This is a genomic window from Oscillatoria sp. HE19RPO, assembly GCF_024220515.1.
In the GTDB taxonomy this organism is placed as follows: domain Bacteria; phylum Cyanobacteriota; class Cyanobacteriia; order Cyanobacteriales; family Laspinemataceae; genus Laspinema.
The window spans coordinates 61,719-84,606 of the sequence record NZ_JAMXOT010000104.1; the positions used below are offsets into that span (position 1 = coordinate 61,719).

The following is a 22,888-nucleotide window of genomic DNA, read 5'->3' on the forward strand; positions in this document are numbered from 1 at the left end:
ACATCTACCATCTGGATCACTTCAATCCCCGAAAAGGAGATGAGGTACATAGCTGATTTTAAACCGACAACCCTATCTCATCTGAGAACATCAGTGAGGTGATAGGGCGCAGGGTTCGCCGGGGGACTGAATGTCATCATGTCCTCTGTTGCCAGGTTTCTGCTACTCTCTGCATCAAAGACTTGGGAGGTAGCTCATTTCATTCCCACTTTGACTGCACAGGTATTTGTAAATACCCATTTACCCTTGATCGGCGATTACCAAACCTGTTCATTGTTTGGGTAATGCCTTTACTTGTTTTATCGTACCTAGCGGTGATCGTGCATTTTTCGCTTTCTCCAAAAAGGAGAGAATAACGACTGTGCAGTTGTTTAAAAAGAAATGCCGTAGACTATATTCAAATTTAAGCGCACCCCATCACCGGCGTTACCTGTTAAGTCATTGAGTCCAAAGCTCGCGACCAAGGGAATCCTCCTAAAGGGTACCACAGATAAGCCCATTGTCAAGTCAGTTCCAGTCCACTCTGCGATCGCATGAGCCTGGGAACCCATTGAGGTGGCGAAACTGCCAAACACATTCAGTTGTGTTCCCCCAAATTCATCCGTGGGGTCGACATTATCCTCAGTTCGGAAAACACCGTTGCCGATTCCGAGGGTGACAAACCCCAGACTAAAGGGTTTTTCAATGTCTTCATCAAAAATCAGGACTTTACTCACCGAGCTATAGAAACTGCGGCCCGTATCACTGGCGGCATCAACCCAATCCACAAGATTGACCACTCCCACTGAAACGGAAAAATTGTTCGGGAGCAGACGACTGGCTTGCAGGCTGATGCTACCTGCACCGAGATTATCATCTTGTCCACTCTCATTAGACAAACCTGTGATCGAGAGAGTTGCATCCAGGGCGACCGACTCTTCTGGATCCCCAAACCCCATAAAAAATGAAACTGCCCCATCTTCACTCGAAAACCGATTTCGGTTGTTGAAGATCACTCCAACCCCCAGATTGCCCCAACCCCCACCAAATCCAGTCGGGTTACTGAGGCTAATCCCCGGAAAGTTCCCCGGTGCGCCTAAGGCAACGGCAATTCGTCGCATTTGTTTACTGGTTAATGAGTCGATAAAACTCAGTAAAATCTCAACTTCTGCAGCGGGGAGAATAATATCTCCATCGGTTTCTGCCTGTCGGCGTTGGAAGATTTCGGTTAACTGATTCACTTGCCGGAGTTGCTCCGGGGTGAGGTCCTCTTCTCGGGCTGTTTCTAATACAACGAGGAGTTCGGCGACTTCTTCGGGAGTAAACCTCCGGGGGGTTGGCCCTTGGGAGTCAATGTTTTGCTCAATTTGAGCCAGTTCTTCCTCACTCAGAGAGCTGATTAAGTTTTGGAGCTGTTCGGCTCGCTCAGGAGATAAGAACACCACCAGATCCCCTTGGGCTTCAAGTGCCTCTAGTTCCTGGACAAGAGTTTGAATTTCTTGCTGTTGTTGGGGTCGTAAATTTAAGCGTTGGATAATTGTCAGAAATGAGATCAACTCTTGGACCGTTGCGCGATCGAGGCGAGTCCCTCGGGCGAGTTCCACTCCTACCGCAGATTGGATCTGGGCGCGTTCTTGTGGGGTCAGGGACTCGATCACCGAGAGAACCAGTTGAGTTTGCTCAGGAGATAGAATGGCTTGGGGCTGCCCCTGTGCTTGAATTGCTTCTAAATCTTGAATTAACCTGGAAATCTCCTGAGTTTGCTGGGGCCGCAGTCTTAGCTGTTGAATTCCGTCCAGGATTATTAAAATTTCAGAAATCTCTTGTTGGGTGAATAAACCCACTTGCACTTCAGGCAAATCCAGAGCTTCTTGAATCTGGGAGATTTCTTGGGGGGTTAAGGAAGTCAACAACCCGCGAATTTGTTGCGCTTGCCTAGAGGAGAGGACCACCTGGGGCTGCCCTTGATCGCTCAGTTGTTCTAATTCGCGAATCAGGGATTGGATCTCCTGAGCTTGTTGGGGCCTTAGTCCTTGCCGTTCGACCTCTTGGAACAAGAGGATAATCTGTTCGAGTTCTCGTTGAGTGTAGGTAACCGTTGACTCCTGTTGTGGAGCAGTGGGTGGAACAGGTCTGGTATTCTGTTTGCTGTTGGGCACCTCAGCAGTCTGCCCGGTTGTGTTGCCCACGGGGTGAGGATTGGCTAAACTTAATCCTGATGGCAGCACAATAGCTGCACTAATACCGGCCAGCAAACTCAGACGCAATACAAGCTGATGTAAGAACACACCTAAAACTCCCCATACCATGTTTAAACAAGTATCCATTGAACCACATTGGTCTTAAGGAAATACAAGCCTTTCCTATCTACAAATTGTCAAACCTAAGCTCCCATAGGTGCTTCAGCTTAACGTTGCGTGACGCTCATCCACAATAGCATTGTTCCCGAGCCTCAACACACCCAGTTATTTGAGTGGACGGGCTAAAATTTTAAACCTGTAAAAAGTTTCTGAATTTTCAGAGGGAAAGAAGGCTTCTCTAAAGGCTGACGGGGAATTCAAGAAGAAATTCTGGGATCCTGACTAAAGGAAGACAATCAAACGGCTTTCCAAAATCTCAAACGGCCAATTTTTTGTCCATGTTTCCCGATCTGGTTTTAAGATTTTCAGTGAGTTACTCTCGCGAAGATTTGATGCTGGCAAGAATAGAACTTTTGGTGGAATTATTTTCCAATTCAAACAGACAACTGCTTACCGGAAAACCGTTGATCGGAAACTGGGACGCTTGTTAATAAAAAAGTTTAGGGGATCTCCATTAGACCTCAGACCTCTTGCAAAAAAAAGGATTGATCCCCCCAACCCCCCTTAAAAAGGGGGGCTGTTTAGAATTTTGCAAGAAGTCTATTGGACTGGAGCAAACCCACCCCACTACCGGCTGATGCGGGTAGGGATTTTGGGAGGCTTGCTGTCTATTGATTCAAGCTGGGGAGCTTCTGGGCTGTGGGTGAGGGGTAAGGGGGGTTTGCTGGAAATGCTTTCCGGTAGTGCTACGGGAATATCGGCACCATTAATCACCGCACCTAAGAGTTGGACGGTTTCTGATTCAGTCAGGGGTTCAACATATTCCGTTAACATTCCGCCTTGGGTATAGCGGGGTCGAGTGACGAGAATCATCCCATCGCTAAAGGGTTCTAGTAAAAAGGCATCGTTGTTGACGCTGAGTGCGGGAGAGTCCAAAATCACTAAATCAAACCGAGCTCTGGCATCTTCCAGGAGTCGGCGGAATTCGTTGGATTCGATCGCCGCTGCGCTGTTTTTGAGAGGACCAGCACTGGGAACAAGGTAGAGGTTTTCAATTTCTGGCACGAGGCGAATGCATTGGTGGAACTGTCCATAATAGCGTAGGGGTTCGAGGTTGGCGTCGGGTTCGATCGCCACTTGCAGACTCTGCGCTTGGGAGGGCGATCGCAAATCCGCTTCAATCAGTAAAGTCCGCTTCCCTGCACGCGCTGCGGCGATCGCCAAATTATAAGCACAAACAGTTTTCCCCTCTTGCGCCGCCACACTGGTAATCAACAGGACCTTGGGTGCTTTTTCTCCTATCCGCAACAAATTACTGCGGACGTTTTCATAAAACTCCAAATAAGGAGAATCCGGATCCCTCAAAATCGGCATCTCGTGAGCATTCAACTCCGGGGTAAACACCTCGGGTAAAATTCCCAGAATCCGCAGGTCCTGTTGCTGCAACGCCCCGCGAACTTCCTCCATCGTATAAAATTTCCCTTCCAGTAAGGAAATGGCAAAAATCAAGGCATTCCCGACTAGGATGCCAATCAGTCCCCCCAGGGCGAAAATCAGCGCCGGGGGTTGTGTACTCACTTCGTTTTTAGACACCGATGCTTCTTGGGCAATACTCAAGCTGCTGGACGTTTCGGCTTCAGCGGCTTTCGCATCTGCCAAAGCTTGCTGCATTTTATTGTAAAGGTCTTGCTTGAGTGCCACCTGTTGAGCTAACCGTCCCTGTTCAAGCTGTTTATTCGGCAGGGTTTGATAATCCCTCTGCAATTGTTGTTCCGTTTGGGTCAGAGAATTCAATTGCTGAACCCAGGTTTCCCGCTGGGTTTGTAAACTCACCAAGGTTTGCGCTAACTGTTGCCTTGCCGGATCGAGACTACTGTCCTTGCGAATTTGGGCGCTATTCATTAAGGGGGCAGCCATGCCTCCCCCACCGATGACTTCTGTGGCTCTGCGCTCCAACAATTCATTGTAAGAGCTTTCCTGCTTTTGCAACTCAATCATCTGAGGATGGAGTGGGCGAAAATCTTTACTGAGGAGTTCCCGCTGGGACTCTATTTGATGCAAAGCCGCTCTCAATTGGGCGATAATCGGGTCAGCGCTGAGGGCTTGGGAGACGTAGGCTTGATCTGCCGTTAATCCTAGGCGCTGTTCTAAACTGGCAAGCTGGGCATCAAGCCCTTCTAACTGTAAGCGAATCTCGCGCTGCTGGTTTTGGTTGGCCACGATCGCCCCAGCCAATCCCCCGCTTCTGGCTGCCAAAATTGCTACCGCCTCTTCCCGTTCGTACTCTTCAAGGTTCTGTTCTGCTTCTCTAAGTTCCGCTAGAGCTTCCGGCAACCGATCCTCAATGGTGTCGATCATCCGTCGTAAAGCTGAAGTATTCAGCATTCGGCTTTGCTCAATCATGGCTTCCATGAGGGCTTGCACGGCGGTTTGGGCGGTTTCCCGATTGGGATGAGTATAGGCTATTTCGATTTGAGGAGGGCCATCAGATTTAGGGAGCCTTACAGACACCTCCCGAACCAATTGTCTGGGGTCTTCATTGATCTGGGTTCCCACCGCCGTTACCACATTCTCAGCCAGGAGAATCTCTTTCGGTAGTTGCTTACCCTGTTCTTGAATTGTGCTTCCGGTTGCTGAAAAGGTCACCGCCGGAGTGGTGTAAGTCATCGCTCCGCGCGCCCGATAGGTCACCTCTGGAGGGGGTTGCATCGCCACAAATCCGGCCCCGCCCAAGGTTAGGACAAAAGCCGCGAAACCAAACCATTTGTATTTACCAAAAGCGATCGCGTAGCGCTTGAGAATGGGTGGAGCCATGATAGGAATAGGGGTAAGGATGAAGGATATTAAAGATTAAGGATGAACAGAATTCCGAAAATTCATCTTTTTCATTTTATATAGATTATATAGAGCAAGCCCAAATCATTCTGACCATCAAGTTAATCCGTGAGAGCATCTTGCTCCCTCCCGCTGAACCGTCGCCAGATGCTCCTACTCCTGGATGGGGAATTCCACAGTTGATTGAGCAAGTCTCAATCAATTAGATAATTTGCTTAGGAATCGGAGCCGATGCTTTCCCGAGGAATCCCAAGCAGAATAGACCCTTCAACTCTTCAAATCTATTGTCTGATTTAGACTGGCTGTAGAGACCCTCCCTTGATTGTAGCATAAGACCCTTCGGGGCTGATTAATTGTTTGTATTATTTTCATTGTCATCCCCGTTGGGTCCAAAGAGGAGTGTGGCACTATCTCTCAAGGAATCAAAAAACAGTAAAAATCCCAGAATATCGCGGAAAGGTTGAGTAAAGGTCCCTAGGGCATAAGTAATTTTCCCCACCAGATTGCGACCAATGACAATCACATCATTATTTTCTAACGGGACATTTTGAGCCAGATCCCCGCGCAAGAGTTCTTGGGCATTGATTTCCCGAGTCACCGCTTTACCCTGTTCGGGATCGAAGCGGATCAGCGCAATATTGTTCAGGTCTGCACTCAGGAGGGGAACCGCATTGAGAATATCGGCAAAGGTACTGCCACTGGGGACGGGAACGACGCTAATGCCCCCGGCAGGATAGCTCAACACCCGAACGACAATCTGCGGCACGGATAGGGTGGAACGAGAGACGAGGACGCGATCGTAATATTCATCGGTGCTACTTTCGATGGTCGGAATGAACACCACATCCCCATTAGCTAACCGCAGTTCGGGAAGTTCAGCCCCGGTCAGCAGGGGAGTGTACAGGTCCAGGATTTCTTCTGAAATTCCTCCATTATCAAGGCTACGACGGACCCGAACCGCCCGCAAATCAGCATTAGAGGTAATCCCTCCGGCTAGTAGCATCGCATCAGCTACGGGACGATCGGACGGGGGAAGGGTAAAAAATCCGGGTTGTGCCACTTCTCCGAGGATAGTCACATTGACCGGAATGGCCGCAGCTAGAGTAGATTCCGCGACGATGCGCGGGTTATATCCTGGGTCCTGGTTTAATCCCAATTTGGGGACAATCACCACATCTCCATTTCCTAGGCGTAAATCCGGTAAAGCGCTGCCGGTTTCCAGAGAGGCGTACAGGTTGACCCGTTCTTCACTAACGGTCCCATTTGCCATCACCCGACAGATCAGGACCGTCCGCAAATCTGCTGCCGTTGTAATCCCACCGGCGGCCTGTAACGCAGTGGGAATGGGACTCAGGGAAGGAGGGACTACATGAAATCCAGGTGCAGCTACTTCTCCGAGGACTGTAATGGCAACAGGCTGTTGGGCCGCTAGGGTGGAATTGGAAACAACGTTACTGTCATAAGTCCGGGCTTCTTCTAACCCGAGTTTAGGAATGATCAGCACGTCCCCATTGGCTAATCGGAGATCAGGGAATGAGTTACTGCCTTGTAATGAGGAAAGTAAATTGATTGATTCTTCGCTGACGCGACCATCGGGCAGGGTTCGCCGGACCCGAACGCCTCGCAAATCAGCCACGGGAGTGGTTCCCCCGGCAATCTGTAATGCAGTAGGAATAGGACGGGGGGAAGCGGGGAGGATATAGAATCCGGGTTGGGTGACTTCGCCGACGATGGTAATGCCGACGGGTTGGGGGGTGGCTAAGGTGGAGTTAGAAACGACGTTGTTGTTGTAATTAAAGGCGGCGTCGTTTAAATCAAGGGTGGGGACGATGATAATATCGCCATTGCCGAGGCGCAGTTCGGGAAAGGGGGTGCCGGTTTGTAAGGGGGTATAGAGGTCAACGGTTTCCTCGCTAATCTGCCCATCACTGAGGACTCGTCGCACTCGGACCGATCGCAGGTCAGCAGCCGGTGTAGACCCCCCAGCAATCACTAAGGCATCTTGGATCGGATTAACCGAGGGGGGGAGATTATAAAACCCCGGACGAGTGATTTCGCCAATGACGCGGATGCCGACAGCTTGGGGCGGAGAGAGGCGCGATCGCGCGACGATGTTGCTGTCATTAATCTGAGCTTCACTTAAGGATTGCTTGGGGACAATCAGGATATCCCCTTCTTGCAGCAAGAGATCCGGCGGGGGACTGCCTGCTTGCAAGGAAACCAACAGGTTGAGGCGCTGTTGCCAAAACCGGCCATCACCCAGAGGACGTCGGATCAGGATGGAGGTGAGGTCGGATCCCGGTGTCGTCCCACCCACGGCTGCTAACACTTCTGAAATTCTGGCATTTTCTGCCGGGAATACATAAAACCCCGGTTGGGTGACTTCTCCGGTGACAGTAATATTCACCGGACGTTTGGCAATTAAGGCGACATTGACTCGGGGATCGACTAAAAATTGATTTAAACCGGCTTGAATTCTTTGTTGAGCTTGCGCTGCCGTTAATCCCGAAATCTCTACAGGTCCTAATAACTGCATGACGATTTGCCCTTGGGGATTCACGACGGTTTGAATGCTGATGTTTTGATAGGGTTGGACATCAATGACAATCTGATCCCCAGGAGCAAGTTGGTAGGATTCTGTGGGAAATTGGTTGACGGGAATAATAGAGGGGGTCTCTAGGAAGGGGTTGGGTTGAGAAACGGCTGCTGCGGTAGGGGCAGTGGGAACCGGCGGTGGGGCTGGAGGGGGGAGTGGGCCGGGTGTCAAGGGTTGGGGAGCGATCGCCTGCTGAGGTGTAGGGGCGGGCAATCCTTGACGGGGTTGGCAAAATTGGCTGAGTTGAGGGCTGCTAGTAGGAGTAGGAGTAGCCAGGGGGAGTTGACCCGGAGGCGGAGGAACAGGGGGTCCAGGCTGAATGGAAGGCAAGGATGGAGCTTGGGGGGCGGGTATCCCTTGGGCGAGTTCTGGGGGGACCGGGGCGCTGAGAGCTTCGGGTATTCTCGTATTGAAGGCGAGGCTCAACCCTGCCGCTAGGGGCATGACCGTCGCTCCCGTATGTAGCCCTGCTAGGGTCAAGGCAGTGAGGTGATAAAACTGTCTGAAAGAGAAGGATTCAATCATGATCACTGATGACAAAAACGGGTGAAGGGGTGGTGGGGTAGGGAATGGAAGGTTCCCCCAGCTTTTGATGAAAGATCCCGACAGCAAGGGGGATCGGCCTCTTTCGGAGCCAGGTGCGTTCGTGAATAGGGGTTCCCGTAGATGCGCCAGTGTTGAGGGGAACTGTTTCAGGAGTCCCCAGGGATTGCCCTTGTGGTCAGGGGGTTAAAGGGACCCTCGATTAAAGCGCTTTGAATGTTTTGACTTAAGGATTCAACCAGAGGTCTGACTGATTCTATCTCCCCAAAGGGTTCTATGGGAATGATCGCGGTAACGGCGACCCAGGGAAGGCGGTTTCCTTGGAGTTGGGCGAGGCGATCGCGCCAGAACCAGCTAAAGGGGGCCGGATTTCCCCCGGTGGGCCAGCTATACCACTGGGCGATCGCGTAGGTTTGATCTGTCGTCCATCCTCGGAAGAATCGGGCTTTCACCTCAACGGACTCATCCGGGTTAGGGGTCGATTCTGGATTCACCTCGAAGGTTAGCGATCGCTCGGAATCCTTTTTCCACCGCCAAAATCCATCGATATCCATCCACTCCACTTGTGGTTGATGCATCGAACCCGTTTGATTGAGCAACAACAGACCCGCCACAAAGCGATCGCCCTCCTGAATGTTCTGCTGCACCCAATTGCGGCCCCCAATTTTCACCATCTGGGGTTCACTGGTTTCCCATTCACTCAGGTTTAACCCCGTCTTGGTCAATTCCCTTAACTGGTTCAAATTGACTAGATTCGGAGGAGAGACCCAGGCCCATTTTCCACTGAAGTAGCTGGGAACCGCCCCTACCGCGAATAGGACCAACATAAATAACAGTAAAGCAACTCGCGATAGGGAATAATTGTGCAGGAATTTGGGTAAATACATGACTTTCATCGGCGACATCTTGAGTTATTTATCCCAGCTTTTGGTTTAGACAATCTTGAAGGTTGGAGGTGGATCTGACTAGCAGTTAGGTGGGGTCTTCCACTGGAACGGAAAAATAATGAACAATCCAATCAATTCCACTGAGCGTGGGAATTAAAAGTCCTAACATCGCAGCCGAATACAAGTCTCCGCCCCATCCTTCATGGAGCCATTCAAACCAATGTTCGTGACCCGCCCCATGAAAGAAAGTCAAAAGGGCATTGCGGATAATATTACCGATCACGGCGATCGCCACGGTACTGGCTAAAAACAACGTAGTTTTGGTCCGCGACTCATTCGATCCGGTCCAGTAGAGCAACATTAACGCCACATACAGACTGGTGAGCAGCATTTTCAATCCCGCACAGTGCGGTGCGACTTCTACCACTCGTTGATTAACGAATAGGTAAATTCCTTCTACGGTGACATTAAATCCTACATGGGACAACATAAACCCCGCACAACCGGCAATAAAACTTTGTAAGGGGAGGGTATAAGGGGCAATCAAGTAGGGAAGTTGGTTCGGAGTGGCTAGGAAGACTAACAGCAATGGAAAGGTTAGAAGTTTAATTCCGGGGATTCCTTTCAGCCATAAACAGGTTCCGGTGAGGACGATGGGGAAGGATAAATTGACAAAATCCGGTAAGCCGGTGATATAAAAAATTCCGCCGATCGCCATCAAAATCACCCCTAGCGGATGGGTCTGTTGGGGGAGTTTCTGCCATCTTTTGCGCTTGTCCTGCCAGCAAATATAGGCAGCAAAGGGTAGGCCGATTAATCCATGACTAAAATATTCATGTTCGAGACTGATGCTTTTATTAATCCACCCGTCGTACCAATGGAAGAGGAGGGGAGTATAAAGTACGCTGAGGATTCCAATCACAATCCACGGGTAATTTTGCTCAATTAGAAAAGGAACTTTACGCCCAATTTGCATAATTTTATCTGGGGTAACAATAGGGGCAGGAGAAAGGGTTTAACTAACGGACTGCTAAGGCGATCGCCTCAACCACTCGCTCAATTTGTGCCGGACTCAAACCCGGATAGAGAGGGAGAGACAAAATCTCTTCGCAAAGCGCTTCAGCTTGGGGAAAATCCCCCGCTTGATAGCCTAAATTTTGATAAGCCGGTTGCAGATGACAGGGTAACGGATAATGGATGCCGGTTTGAATGCCTTCGGAACCCAGTTTTTCTAGGAGGGTGTCCCGATTTAGAATGCACGCTTTGGTGATGCGAATAACATAGAGGTGATAAACGTGACCGCTACCACTGAGGTTGCGGATGGGGAGGATGCCCCGATCGCCGAGGGGTTCGAGTAAGGCATCGTACTGTTGGGCGCAGGCATTTCGGGCTTGATTCCAGTCGGGTAAGTAGGGAAGTTTAGCCTGGAGGATGGCCGCCTGGAGGGTATCGAGACGGCTATTGGTGCCGCGATCGAGATGCTGATACTTTTTGGGCGCGCCATAATTGCGTAAGCTTCGCAATTTTTGAGCCAAGTCGCGATCGCCGGTGACGACCATGCCCCCATCCCCAAAACAGCCGAGATTTTTACTGGGGTAGAAGCTAAAGGCGGCAGCTAGACCCACGGCACCGGGACGGACTCCTTCTCGTTCGGCGAGGTGTGCTTGGGCGGCATCTTCAACGCAAATCAGATTGTGGGCTGCGGCGAGTTCTTGGAGTCGTCCAGGGGAGACCATTTGCCCGTAGAGATGGACTGGCAACAAAGCGCGAGTTTTGAGGGTGATGGCTTTTTCTACGGCTTCTAGGTCGATTAAAGCCGTGGAGGGGTCACAATCCACGAGGACTGGGGTGGCCCCGGCCCGCAGGACGCCGATTAGGGTGGCGATAAAGGTATTAGCGGGGAGGATGACTTCATCTCCCGGACCTATTCCGGCTGCCTGGAGGGCCAGGGCGATCGCATCGGTCCCACAGGCAACCCCCACGCCGAATTCCACGCCACAAGCTTGAGCGAAGCTGTTTTCAAAGTCTCCGAGGGCTTGTCCTAGGACAAAATCTCCCCGTTCGATGACGGTTTGAATCGCCTGTTGTATTTCAGATTGAATCGGTTGGTGTTGTTGGGTGAGATCAACAAATGGAACAGTTTCGGGAGTGGGTTTCATTATGGTTTAAAGAGACTTTAGAATTGGCCTTCTTTCGGTGGGATATGAGTCCAGGGGAATGGGTTGAGAATGGTTCCCCAAGACCCTTGATGCATTCGCCGAACGAACGCAATGGGGAGGAGGGGAGGAGGGGATCGGGGGAGGGGGACCTAGGCGATCGCCTGCTTTCCGGCTGGGGTCCTAAGAATCAAGGCTGCACCTGTTCCAAATTGCGCCCTCTTCTTTAAGTGTAGGAGGGATTTATCAAGGATTGACTGTTTCGCAATTATGAAGACTTTGTAAAAATTGTCGGTTGTGCCGTTCCCGGACCTTGGACAGGGGATGGGAGATGCACTTGATCCCTTTTGCGATCGCATTGAGAGCATCTTGTCTTAGGTTAACGAATGCCTCTCTACATCAGGGTTGAAGCCTTGGTAAATTTTTGCAGGGATTTGTAAAGATTTTGAATAGATTGGAATCCCCTTTTACCCCTGGTGTTAAGCCAGCTTGGTCTTCCCGAAAGGATTCGGAAACCTGCCCCTGTTTATTTTGCGTTATAGTTGCATAACTCCAATCCTAAGTAACCCTTGGGTTTTGAGCTTTTTCTTACTCAAAAAATTGCAATTTTATTCTAAGGGATGGCATCAGATTTGCGTTCTTTTTACTCAGATGACTCAAACAACGCACCCAACTAGATCGCACTCGGGGCGGACAAGGTCACAAGGGGGGTAACAAATGTAGGTTAGAGTAGTAAAAAGGATGAACGTCCTTTATTCACCTGATCCCAAATGCCAGTGGGAAAAATAAACCGAGCGCTGGAGTTGAGCTAGACCTTGTTTATTCTAAAACTATCCCCTCCCCCTCTCCACCAGAATCTGTATTTAATTTAATGGGGTTTTTATCCCGTAAAGTTTCAAGTCAAACTCAATCGTTAAAATTCTCGGTTCAAGTTGAAATTTCTTTTAAAACAAGTCCCCTTTGCTCACGTCAAGCCTTTCTGATTTTTACCAACCTAAAACTGTAGCGATTCGCTTTATTTAAACTCAGAAAAAGGGCAAGGGATTCATCCCATTTTTAATGCCCCATAAAAAAGAGACCTATGATTTCACCCATCAGAAGCATCTATCTAGGGTGGTTATTCACGCTTTCCCTTTCCGGGATATTCGCTATTCCACCCAGCCATGCCCAACCGATCGTTCCCGGCAACGATACCAAAACCCAAGTGACCCCGAATGGAACCACCTTCAATATTGAGGGGGGGACGCTCTCGAATGATGGCAGCAACCTCTTCCACACTTTTACAGAGTTTGGACTCAGCGCCGGAGAAATTGCTAACTTTATGTCTAACCCCCAGATTCAAAATATTTTGACGCGAATCAATGGGGGCAATCCTTCTATTATTAATGGACTAATTCAAGTCACCGGGGGACAGTCTAATTTATTTTTGATGAACCCCAGTGGCATCCTGTTTGGTTCAGGAGCGAGTTTAAATGTTCCGGGTTCGTTCATGGCAACGACCGCAGATCGGATCGGTTTGTCTGGGTCGGACTCGTTGCAATGGTTTGATGCGAAACAAGCGAATCTTTATAGCAGTTTGGTAGGCAATCCCAGTCAATTTGTATTTTCGATGCCGGAAGCTGGGGCGATCGTGAATGCGGGCAATTTAGGGGTTGGACCGAATCAAAATTTAATTCTACTTGGGGGTTCCGTGGTCAGTACCGGCACCCTTTCGGCCCAAGGTAATCTGATTGTGGCAGCGGTCCCCGGTCAAAGTCTGGTCCGGATTAGTCAAGTGGGAAATCTCTTGAGTTTTGAGGTGGACCCTGATCTGTTGCAAACCCCAGTCACGGGACAATCTGCCCCGCGAGAATTTCAGTTCAATCCCCAATCTTTACCGGAATTGTTGGCGGGTGGGGGTAAGACTCATGCCACAGGAGTTGAACTCAATTCCGATGGGACGGTCACTCTGACGGGTTCAGGGTTGAGCTTGGAGCATGGAGATGTCAGTAATCGTGCTGTTCAAGCTCAAACTGCTATTGTATTCGCTACGGGCAATTTAACGGTGGCAGAAAGTCAGCTTGAAACCACGGGCAATTTGCACTTGCAAGCGGACAACGGGGTGAGATTTGAAGATAGCCCCCTGAATCCGGTTGAGGTGAAGGTGGGGCGGAATTTGCAGATTCGCGGCGATCGCAGCGTTACCCTCGATCTGCTCAATCACCCAGATTCTCAAATCCAGGTCCAGGGGAATTTGAGGGTAGTCAGTGAGGGCAACATCACCCTGGATGGCGCGTTGCACAGCGGCGGAGATCTGATGATTTCCAATACGGCATCCCAACCGACTGGGTTCCAAAGTGGGAATGAGTTGGCGCTCATCGCTGGAGGGAATGTGGTATTTGGAAATTATACGGGGGGACCGCTGCGGGTTGAGGCATTAGGGGAAATAGCAGGGGGAAACATTTCCTTGACGATCGCCGAAGACGGTAATGCTTCCCCTGGAGGAATCCACTTAAGGGCCGGGGGAAGAAGCACTTCAGATTCTCTGGTGAATGACTCCCTGGGATTATCTCCACGAAGCATCGTTGTCGGAGAAATCGCGATCGCCCGTCCGGATAGTTCGGTGAATGTCCAGGCAACCGGATCGATTCAAACCGGAACTATCTCGACGGAGGGGGGCGATATTACCCTCTCTAGTGGCAGTGACCTTAACCCTGGTGCCCTCTCTACCGCTGGGGGCGATATTGCCCTCACCAGCGATTCGGGCCGCATTAATACGACTCGGGGAACCCTGGATGCTTCTTCTTCCTCCAACCCGCAAGGGGGTGCGATCGCCTTAACGGCTGAGAATCCGATTATTTCTGGGGATTTAATCACTGAAAATAACACCATTCAAATTACGGGTCCTCTGCAACTCTCCAATCCCGTGACATTCCGAACCACCGCGACTACAGAGGATGCGGGGGGTGGCAATATTCAGGTAACCGGAACGATTAATGGCACGGTTCAGTTAAATCTGGAGGCGGGAACCGGAGATGTTGTCCTAGAAGGGGCGATCGGGAATGAAGTGGCGATCGCCGGGTTGTCTCTTGATGCTCACAGCGTTGATTTGCGCTCTACCACGACGAGTCAAGGGGCGATCGCCATTGACTCAACGGGCACTGTCACCCTAGGCGATCGGCTCACGACAACCGGGGGAACGGTCAATATTACTGCCACCGATGCCATTGTCACCGATGACATCACCACCACCGGGACCTCGATTGACTTAACGAGTCAGAATAGCCAGATCACCACCGGGAATTTAGAGAGTGCGGCGATCGCCTCTGATGGCGGAACCATTACCCTGCGATCGTTCTCGGGACTCTCCACCGGGGCGATCGATACTCATTCGACCGTCGGTGCAGGCGGTGACGTCACCCTCCAGACTCAGCAAAATGATATTCAAGTCTCCTTTATTAATACAGAAGGAGCAAGCATCGGCGGCAATGTCTCCATTCAAACCCCGGGTTCCGTGCGAATCGTCGATTCTTTTCTCTCTCAAACTGGCGGCGAGTTTAGTATTTCCACTGCTGCACCTCAAGGCGGTGAAATTACCATCACTCATGGCAACAGTGAATTTGTGATTGGGGATCTTGATGGCAATGGCATGATTGAAAATGGAGCCATTGCCGCCATTACCACCGGATCGGGAGAATTTCTCTCCCTCGGAGAATCCGTTTCCCAATCTCGGATCTACCTCAACCCTAATCCCTCCCCAGAATCCCCTGACTCAGAAACCCCCGAGGAGTCAGAGGCAACTTCGGATGAAACCGCTACAAATGAGGAAGAAACGGAGAGTTCCGAAACCGCCACGGAGTCAGAGGCAACTTCGGATGAAACCGCTACAAATGAGGAAGAAACGGAGAGTTCCACTCCATCGAGTCCTGCTGAGTCAGACCCTGAACCCGAGGAAGAAATACCGGAGGAAACAGACTCAACCCCGGAGGATTCTCCCCCGGATTTAGGAGAAGAAACGCCTCCAGTCGAGGAGACGACAGGGGTTGATCCAGAACCCACTACGGAAGAACCCGATGCCGACTCCCCCACTCCCGAGGAACCTGTAGCGGTGTCAGAACCGGCAGTGACGCCGACTCCCGAGGAACCTGTAGCGGTAGCAGAACCGGCAGTGACGCCGACTCCCGAGGAACCTGTAGCGGTGTCAGAACCGGCAGTGACGCCGACTCCCGAGGAACCTGTAGCGGTAGCAGAACCGGCAGTAACGCCGACTCCCGAGGAACCTGTAGCGGTAGCAGAACCCCAGGGGACTGATATCCCTGGGAATATCCCGATTGCAGAACCCTTGGAGACGGTGGAAACGGTTCCGATATTGGAACAGGTGATACCTCCCCCGTCGCGGGAAATTTTACCTTCGGAACCTGTAGAGTTGCCGATTATTCGGGAAGTTCTGACGGAACCCGTCTCAATCATGCCAACGGAAATACTGCAAAACCCAGAACCGTTGACTCAGACACCGCCATCTCCGGTGGAGCCAGTGGCGGTGACTTCGGAATTGGCTGCACCTGCTCCTGCGGCGATCGCCCTGCCGACACCGACGGAGCCATCCGCCCCGGTGGTCCCTGCACCCCCCCTGCCTCGGAATGATGTATCCGAAAATGTTCTGGGTGTTGCGGAGATGGAGGCGGGGAATGTAGGGAGTCGTGAGGTTCAGATTCTTCAAGTTGAACCGACTTCAGGTGAGGGGAGCGTTCTGACTGCGCCTATAGAGCAGCAGGAGGGGACCGTCGCCATTCCTGCGGTGGAGGCGATCGCCCCTCCTGGGGAACCGGATTCAGTTCAAATTTCAGTTCAGTCGGAATTAGAGGCAGTGGCGCAAGCGAGTATTCCGCAGATTGAACAGATGCGGATGCAGGAATTTTACCCCGATCGGCAGGGTCCCCTCTCGGAAGATGAGGCGGATTCCAAAAATATCAGGGATTTGCTCCAGGGAATTCGGCAAGAAATCAATGTCAATCCGGCGGTTGTCTATGCGATGTCCCTTCCGGAAGAATTGCAATTAGTGGTGATGACGGCAGAAGGGGTCCCGATCATCCGCACGATTCCGACGGCTTCTCGGGATGCTCTGCGAGCTAAAGTGACGGAATTACTCTCGGAACTGACGAATCCGCGCAAAACTAATACCGACAGTTATATGAGTGCCTCGGTGCAACTTTATGAGTGGTTAATTGCGCCGATCGCCGCTGAATTGGAAGAGCAGGGAATCGATATGTTAATGTTTTCTCTCGATGCAGGACTGCGGGGGATTCCCCTGGCGGCACTTCATGATGGAGAACAGTTTTTAATCGAAAAGTATCGCTTAGGTTTAATCCCCAGTGTGAACCTGACACAGACGGGTTATAAAAATTTAAACGAGACTCAGGTTCTGGCAATGGGAGCCTCTGATTTTCAAGATCCGACCATTCCCTCATTAAGTGCGGTTCCCGTGGAATTAGAGATGATTTCTGAAGTTTTTTCCCTGGAACAATACTTTCTGAATGAAGCGTTTACCGCTGATAATTTACGGGCTTCCCGTCGCCAACAAAACTTTGACATTATCCATCTGGCAACTCATGTCAAATTTTATAGCGGCATGGAACAGACAGAAGCGGGTTTTCCGGCTTCGCGACGTAAATCTTACATTCAATTTTGGGATGAACAGGTTCCCTTGGAGCAAATGCGGCAGTTAGGATTGGATGCGGGAACGGTGGAATTGTTAGTGTTAAGTGCTTGTGAAACTGCGGTGGGAAGTTCCGAGGCGGAGTTGGGGTTTGCGGGGTTAGCGGTGCAAATGGGGGTGAAGTCGGTTTTAGCCAGTTTGTGGCAGGTGGATGATGAGGGAACTTTAGGGTTAATGAGCGAGTTTTATCAACAACTGAGTGCTCAAGAGCAAACGATTAAATCGGAAGCGCTCAGACAGGCACAGTTGGCGTTTTTACGGGGGGAAGTCCGGATGAGTGGTGACCAATTAGTGACGTCCCGAGGGGCGATCGATGTACCGCCAGAGATAGCCCAACAAATGGGCGATCGCCAATTTACTCATCCCTATTTTTGGGCGGCATTTATTCTCGTCGGCAGTCCTTGGTAGGGACATCAGGCAACGGTTTCTGATTCTGCCTTGACTGAGTGTTAGGGTTGCTTCAAGGGAATCTGAATCACAAATTCTGTACCTTCTCCCGGTTCCGAGTGACAAATTAACTCGCCGCTATGCTTATGAGCAATAATTTGATAGGCAATGGATAACCCCAGTCCGGTTCCTTTCCCCACGGGTTTGGTGGTAAAAAATGGATTAAAGATTTGCTCTTTGACTGCCTGGGTCATTCCGGGACCATTGTCCTGAATGTGAATGGCTATGCACTGGTTATCTAAGCATTCTGTGCGAATGAGAAGGGTGGGCGTTTTTTTGGCATAGCACTCTTGTCCTTTCAGGCTTTCCAAGGCATCGATCGCATTGGTCAGAATATTGATAATGGCTTGATTGAGTTGCGCTGGATAGCACTCGATTCGGGGCAGTTGACCATATTCTTTAATCACTGAAATCCCTGAATTGACGCTTTTTTCTCTCAACCGATTATGGAGAATCAGCAGGGTATTATCAATTCCTTCATGAATATCCACCGCCTTACGTTCGGCTTCGTTCAAACGCGAAAAATTCCGCAGGGACAGCACAATTTGCCGGATGCGTTCTGATCCAACTTTCATGGAATTCAGCAATTTGGGCAGATCGCTTTGCAAAAAGTCGAGGTCAATATCCTCCTGAAATTCATGGATGTCCTCAACGGGTTCGGGATAATGGGTTTGGTAAAGATTCAGAAGTTTGAGTAAATCCGCGAGATAGTCGTTAACATGAGCGAGGTTTCCATAAATAAAATTAACGGGATTGTTAATTTCATGGGCCACTCCAGCGACTAATTGTCCCAAACTGGACATTTTTTCGCTTTGAATCAGTTGGGTTTGAGTCCGTTGCAGTTCTTGTAAGGTTTGTTGAAGCTGTTGGGCTTGGTTTTGCAACGAGTGAATCAATTCGGTTTTTTCGTGAGCAGATTCCTGAAGCGCTTTCGCTTTTTGTTTACTTTCGGTAATATCATGGAAGACAATCACCGCCCCAATTTGATTGTCTTCTTCATCAAAAATGGGTTCGCCACTGGCAACGGCAATCCGGGGTTCCCCCACTTTGGGTGCAATGACAATTTCCTCTTTGTTAACCCGTTCCCCATTAAGTGCACGTTGTAAGGGAATTTGGTCTGGGGAGATGGGAGTTGTACCATCTCCTTGATATAAATCATAGTAATTTAACCAGTCCTCGGGAGGAATGGAGTCATCGGGTAAGCCATATAAGTCGCGAATTGAACGGTTGAATAGGATGACGTTTCCTGTGGCATCCCCGGCGATAATTCCGGCATCAACGGTATTCAGTAAGGCTTTTAAAAATTCCCGCTCTTTTTCTAAAGATTTTTCGGTTTCCCGGCGTTCGGCAATTTCGTTTTGCAGTTTATAGATGGCACTGTTAAACGCTAGACTGCGGCTTTGCAGTTTGACTTGGAGTTGATTGAGGAAGGTGCGGGTTTCTTCATAAGCCCGATCGCCTTCGATTTCGGCATATTTTCGTTCGGTAATATCATGGCCGATCGCATAAATACATTGGTGTTCCTGTCCCAGACAAGCACTCCACAATAACCATCGATAGTCCCCATTTTTACACCGATAACGGTTTTCAAAGGAGTAGGTATGACATCCTTGGAGGAGTTTAACGAATTCCATCAAGGTGCTTTCATGATCTTGCGGATGGACAAATTCAATAAAAGATTGAGAACGCAGTTCCTCCGGGGTAAACCCTAGGGTTTTTTCCCAAGCTGGATTTAAACTTCGGAAATACCCGTCAAAACTGAGAGTACAAAATAAGTCCAAAGAGAGGTCAAAAAAAGCATGATAGTCTTCTGTCGGAGGCAGTGATTCCCGACTCTGTTCGGGAATCGGCGACAGTTCCCGGGCGATCGCCCAGATGAGCGGTTCATTCCCGCGCCATTGGGCTTTCCAGGATAACCGCTTATAGTCACCATTTTTACATTGATAGCGGTTCTCAAAGGCAATTTCCCGGCGATCGCCACTGAGTTGGGCAAGCTGTTCCCGGGTGGAAAATCGGTCCTCCGGATGCACGCCATCGAGAAAGGATTTCTGATCCAGTTCACTGGGGCGAAATCCTAGGATTTTTTCTCCCGAACCATTAATCTGCTGAAAATCTCCATTGCTATTGATCGCACAGAGCAGATCGTCGGATAAATCGAAAAAGGGAAAGTTCGAGATCTCCTCCCCTGCATCACACTCCAACTCTACGATTTTCATGCTCATTCCGTCCCCCTAATATTTTTTACGGTCTTTTTCAGAAAAATTTTATTATTCAATGTAGGTTGAGATATTTCAATCTATTATAAGGGGTTTATCCTGAAATAAAATAAAGCCAAAGTAGAGAAAAATCTGAAATCAAGATTGATTTATGAAGTTTTGGCAAGGATAGAAGGCAACTGAAGAAAGAGGACATCCCCTGACCCTCGATCAGCCTCAATCCCCAGAATCTGTCATGAATCGCAATAATCGAGGATCACCACCACAAATATCGCTATCCTAAAAGAGAGAATCACAAGCCAAATTAAAATGTCAGCGAAACCTAATGTAAATCGGTGGGCGATCGCAGTCGTGGCTGCTGTAGGTATGGCCGGTGGATATTTATACTGGCGCAGTACCTGGGTCGGAAGCTCCAATCCTCTGGAAAGTGCAAAAGTGATTCCACAAGATGCGCTAATGGCGGCTTATGTGGTCACTGATGAGCATCAATGGTCGAAATTGGACGAATTTGGGACTCCAGGCGCACAGGCGGCGATCGCCCGCACTGTGGCGAATCTGGAAGCCGATTTCCTCGCCCAAACCAATCTCGATTACAAAAAAGACTTGCAACCTTGGATCGGCAATGTCACCCTGGCGATCGTCCCTTCCTCGGGGACAGAAGTGGCAACAACCCACTTAAACTCCGACCTGTTATTGATTGTAGGCATTAAAAATCCCTTCCGTGCCTGGTGGTTTGCTCGCAATTTGAAGTCTCAAAGCGAGCTTACCCTAAATGAATTTAACTATAAAGGCGTTACGGTCTCTCAAATCGTTCCACCCCACGGAATTCCCGCCTATCAGGCCAAGGTCAATAACAAACTGGTGATTTCCCAGCAACGCAGGGCGGTGGAAAAAGCGATCGACGCCACCACTTCAGACTCCTCGTTTCTGATGAAATCTGGGGCTAAGGAACTGGTTGGTCAGAGTACAAAACTCGATAATGCTCTCATCCACTTTTACTTACCGGATTATAGCCAGACTGTGGCACCGATGGGCAACCGGATGAGCGATCGCCCCAGTTTACCCCAGGTGGAAGGGGTTAATTCGGTATTGCTGAGTGCGGGTCTGGATCAACAAGGAATGCGCGTCCGGTTCCTAACCGAAGTTGACCCCCAATCTATCCCTCAATATCCCCCCGTCTCCAATCAACTCTTAAATCGCTTTCCCGCAGAAACGATCGCCTTGGTTAATGGTCACGGCATGGGTCGCTCTTGGTCAACCCTAGTCGCTCAAAGTCAAGCCCAACCAGAGTTACAAGCAATTCTAATCGCTATCCGCCAGATGTTCGCTTCGGTGAATCTGGATGTGGACCGCGAGGTGTTTGGTTGGATGGATGGTGAGTTTGGTTTTGGACTGATTTCTTCCAATCAGGGACTGTTGGGACAGTTGGGATTCGGAGGCGCAGTGGTGTTTGAAACCAGCGATCGCCCTGCGGCAGAAGCGATGCTGCAAAAATTAGATGCGATCGGTCGTAATGTCGTCCCCTTTCCCTTGGCGATCGCTCAACGCAATGTCTCTGGCATTAATGTCCAAGAATGGAAAATCCCTCTCCAAGGGGCCCTGTTAGGTCACGGTTGGTTGGATGATAATTCTGTGTTTATCGCCTTTGGGGGTCCCATCGTCGATGCGATCGCCACTCCCGCCACTTCTTTACAGGACAATCCCACATTTCAAGAAATGGTCGGGTCCTTGCCCAACCCCAATCACGGCTATTTGTACCTGGATATGGAGCAAATTACCTCGCTAATCAATACCCTGCCCTTTATGATGGGTGTTCAAATCTCTCCAGAGGCTCTAGACCTGTTAAATTCGGTTCGCGGCATTGGCGGAACCGGAACTTGGACCAGTGCAACGCAATTTGAAAGCGAGATGTTATTTACCCTCAGAAAAACTAAGGAGATAGCAACTCAGTAATCCCGAGGGGACTCTAGGGGGCGATCGCTTTGGTACAATAAGCAATGATTTTCCTCCCGTCAATGGGATAGCTGCTTCTCTCCTCTCCCCCAGTCGCTTTGACCGCAAACTCGACAAAGCACTTCCGGGTCTGGATGAGAACAATCAGACTAGAAACCGGCTTTTTGACTCTAAGGTTTGGCTTTCTTTGCAGAAATTTTGTCCAGAAAGCCCGTTTCTAATCTGTCTTTTGCTAATTCCCTAAAGCGATGGGGGAAACCATCAACCTCTCACCCAATCATCATCCTCATGACTGCTGCTGTATCAACTGGCCCAGGATTCTTATCTCGTTTAATTAATGGCTTATTATCCATTAAACCCGTTGCAAGTTTCGCCAAATCTAAAGCCCGAAAAATGATGATTGATCGAGCTGAAAATATGGGCGTTCCCTGGACGGACGAAGCGCGATCGCTCCAAAACCGCAATTGGGACCGCGAATTCCAACAGGTACAGAATCCCACCTTGGTTTATCCCGATTATTACCTCTGTTCCTTCCATGCTTATGACCAGGGAAATTTAAGTTGGGAAGCCGCCAGCGAAGTCGAAGTCGCCGCTAAAGCCGTGCACGCTCATATTTGGAAAGATGCCGGAGTCGAAGGAGACTCTCGCCTTCGCAACAGTTACCATGAAGTGCTGGCAGCTCAAATTGGCGACTCTCCCCAGGCAATTCTCGATTTAGGTTGTAGCGTCGGCATGAGCACCGTTGCCTTACAAAAACTCTATCCCCAAGCTACATTAACTGGGCTAGATTTATCCCCTTATTTTCTCTGCGTTGCTCAGTACAAATCTCAGCAGCAACATCCGGATATCACCTGGGTTCATGCTGCTGCGGAATCCACAGGTTTATCGGATGCTTCCTTTGATTTAGTCTCCGCTTGCCTCATCTTTCATGAACTCCCCGCAGATGCTTCTCGCCAAATTATTCAAGAAGCTCGCCGCTTACTTCGTCCCGGTGGACATTTGGCAATTATGGACATGAATCCCCAGTCTGAGATTTATGCAAAAATGCCACCTTATATCCTAACCTTGCTCAAGAGTACCGAACCCTATTTAGATCAGTATTTTTCCCTGGATATCGACCAAGCTTTTGTCGAAGCCGGGTTTGAGAAACCCACTATCACCCGCAACAGTCCCCGACATCGCACTATCATCGCTCAAGTTCAAAACCCCAGTTAAAAAGATGAGAAACCGGGTTTCTTCCCCCAGTTTAGGTCAATAAGGGGATTGCAAAATATAAATCCT

The 22,888-nt window shown here is 49.8% G+C and carries 10 protein-coding genes; 3 read left to right on the forward strand and 7 right to left on the reverse strand.

Translation table 11 applies throughout. The annotated features are described in order from the left end of the window. Positions 1-371: 371 nt before the first annotated feature. The 6 genes from NG833_RS10510 to NG833_RS10535 all read right to left on the reverse strand — a co-directional run bounded on the left by NG833_RS10510 (position 372) and on the right by NG833_RS10535 (position 11,299). Positions 372-2,306 carry a hypothetical protein gene (locus tag NG833_RS10510; RefSeq protein WP_254565240.1) on the reverse strand — a complete coding sequence of 645 codons (1,935 nt, stop codon included), beginning with the start codon at positions 2,304-2,306 and terminating at the stop codon, positions 372-374. A gap of 600 nt (positions 2,307-2,906) precedes the next feature. Beyond that, positions 2,907-5,093, reverse strand: a complete 2,187-nt coding sequence (locus NG833_RS10515) for a tyrosine-protein kinase domain-containing protein (RefSeq protein WP_254565241.1) — start codon at positions 5,091-5,093, stop codon at positions 2,907-2,909. A gap of 370 nt (positions 5,094-5,463) precedes the next feature. Further along, positions 5,464-8,235, reverse strand: a complete 2,772-nt coding sequence (locus NG833_RS10520) for an SLBB domain-containing protein (RefSeq protein ID WP_254565242.1) — start codon at positions 8,233-8,235, stop codon at positions 5,464-5,466. A 167-nt stretch (positions 8,236-8,402) separates the two neighbouring features. Then, entirely contained in the window at positions 8,403-9,149 is a 747-nt protein-coding gene (locus NG833_RS10525; RefSeq protein ID WP_254565243.1) for a cyanoexosortase B system-associated protein, read from the reverse strand. A 76-nt stretch (positions 9,150-9,225) separates the two neighbouring features. Next, on the reverse strand, positions 9,226-10,116 hold the full coding sequence (gene crtB, locus NG833_RS10530) for a cyanoexosortase B (RefSeq protein ID WP_254565244.1): 891 nt from the start codon (positions 10,114-10,116) through the stop codon (positions 9,226-9,228). A 43-nt stretch (positions 10,117-10,159) separates the two neighbouring features. Further along, a complete protein-coding gene (locus NG833_RS10535) occupies positions 10,160-11,299 on the reverse strand; it encodes a DegT/DnrJ/EryC1/StrS aminotransferase family protein (protein ID WP_254565245.1) in 1,140 nt (379 codons plus the stop codon). A gap of 1,078 nt (positions 11,300-12,377) precedes the next feature. On the opposite strand from NG833_RS10535, the gene NG833_RS30755 reads away from it, so the two are divergent. Beyond that, positions 12,378-17,399 (forward strand): CHAT domain-containing protein, encoded by a 5,022-nt coding sequence (locus tag NG833_RS30755; protein WP_305884988.1) that lies wholly within the window; start codon positions 12,378-12,380, stop codon positions 17,397-17,399. Positions 17,400-17,440: 41 nt separating this feature from the next. Here the strand turns inward: NG833_RS30755 and NG833_RS10555 are convergent, their stop codons facing one another. Further along, positions 17,441-19,660, reverse strand: coding sequence for a PAS domain S-box protein (locus tag NG833_RS10555; RefSeq protein WP_254565246.1), 2,220 nt, complete (start codon positions 19,658-19,660; stop codon positions 17,441-17,443). 303 nt (positions 19,661-19,963) lie between these two features. Between NG833_RS10555 and NG833_RS10560 the strand changes: the two genes are divergently transcribed. Together NG833_RS10560 and NG833_RS10565 are read left to right on the forward strand one after the other, a co-directional pair. Further along, positions 19,964-21,607, forward strand: coding sequence for a DUF3352 domain-containing protein (locus NG833_RS10560; RefSeq protein ID WP_254565247.1), 1,644 nt, complete (start codon positions 19,964-19,966; stop codon positions 21,605-21,607). A gap of 288 nt (positions 21,608-21,895) precedes the next feature. After that, on the forward strand, positions 21,896-22,822 hold the full coding sequence (locus tag NG833_RS10565; protein ID WP_254565248.1) for a class I SAM-dependent methyltransferase: 927 nt from the start codon (positions 21,896-21,898) through the stop codon (positions 22,820-22,822). The last annotated feature ends 66 nt before the right edge of the window (positions 22,823-22,888 follow it).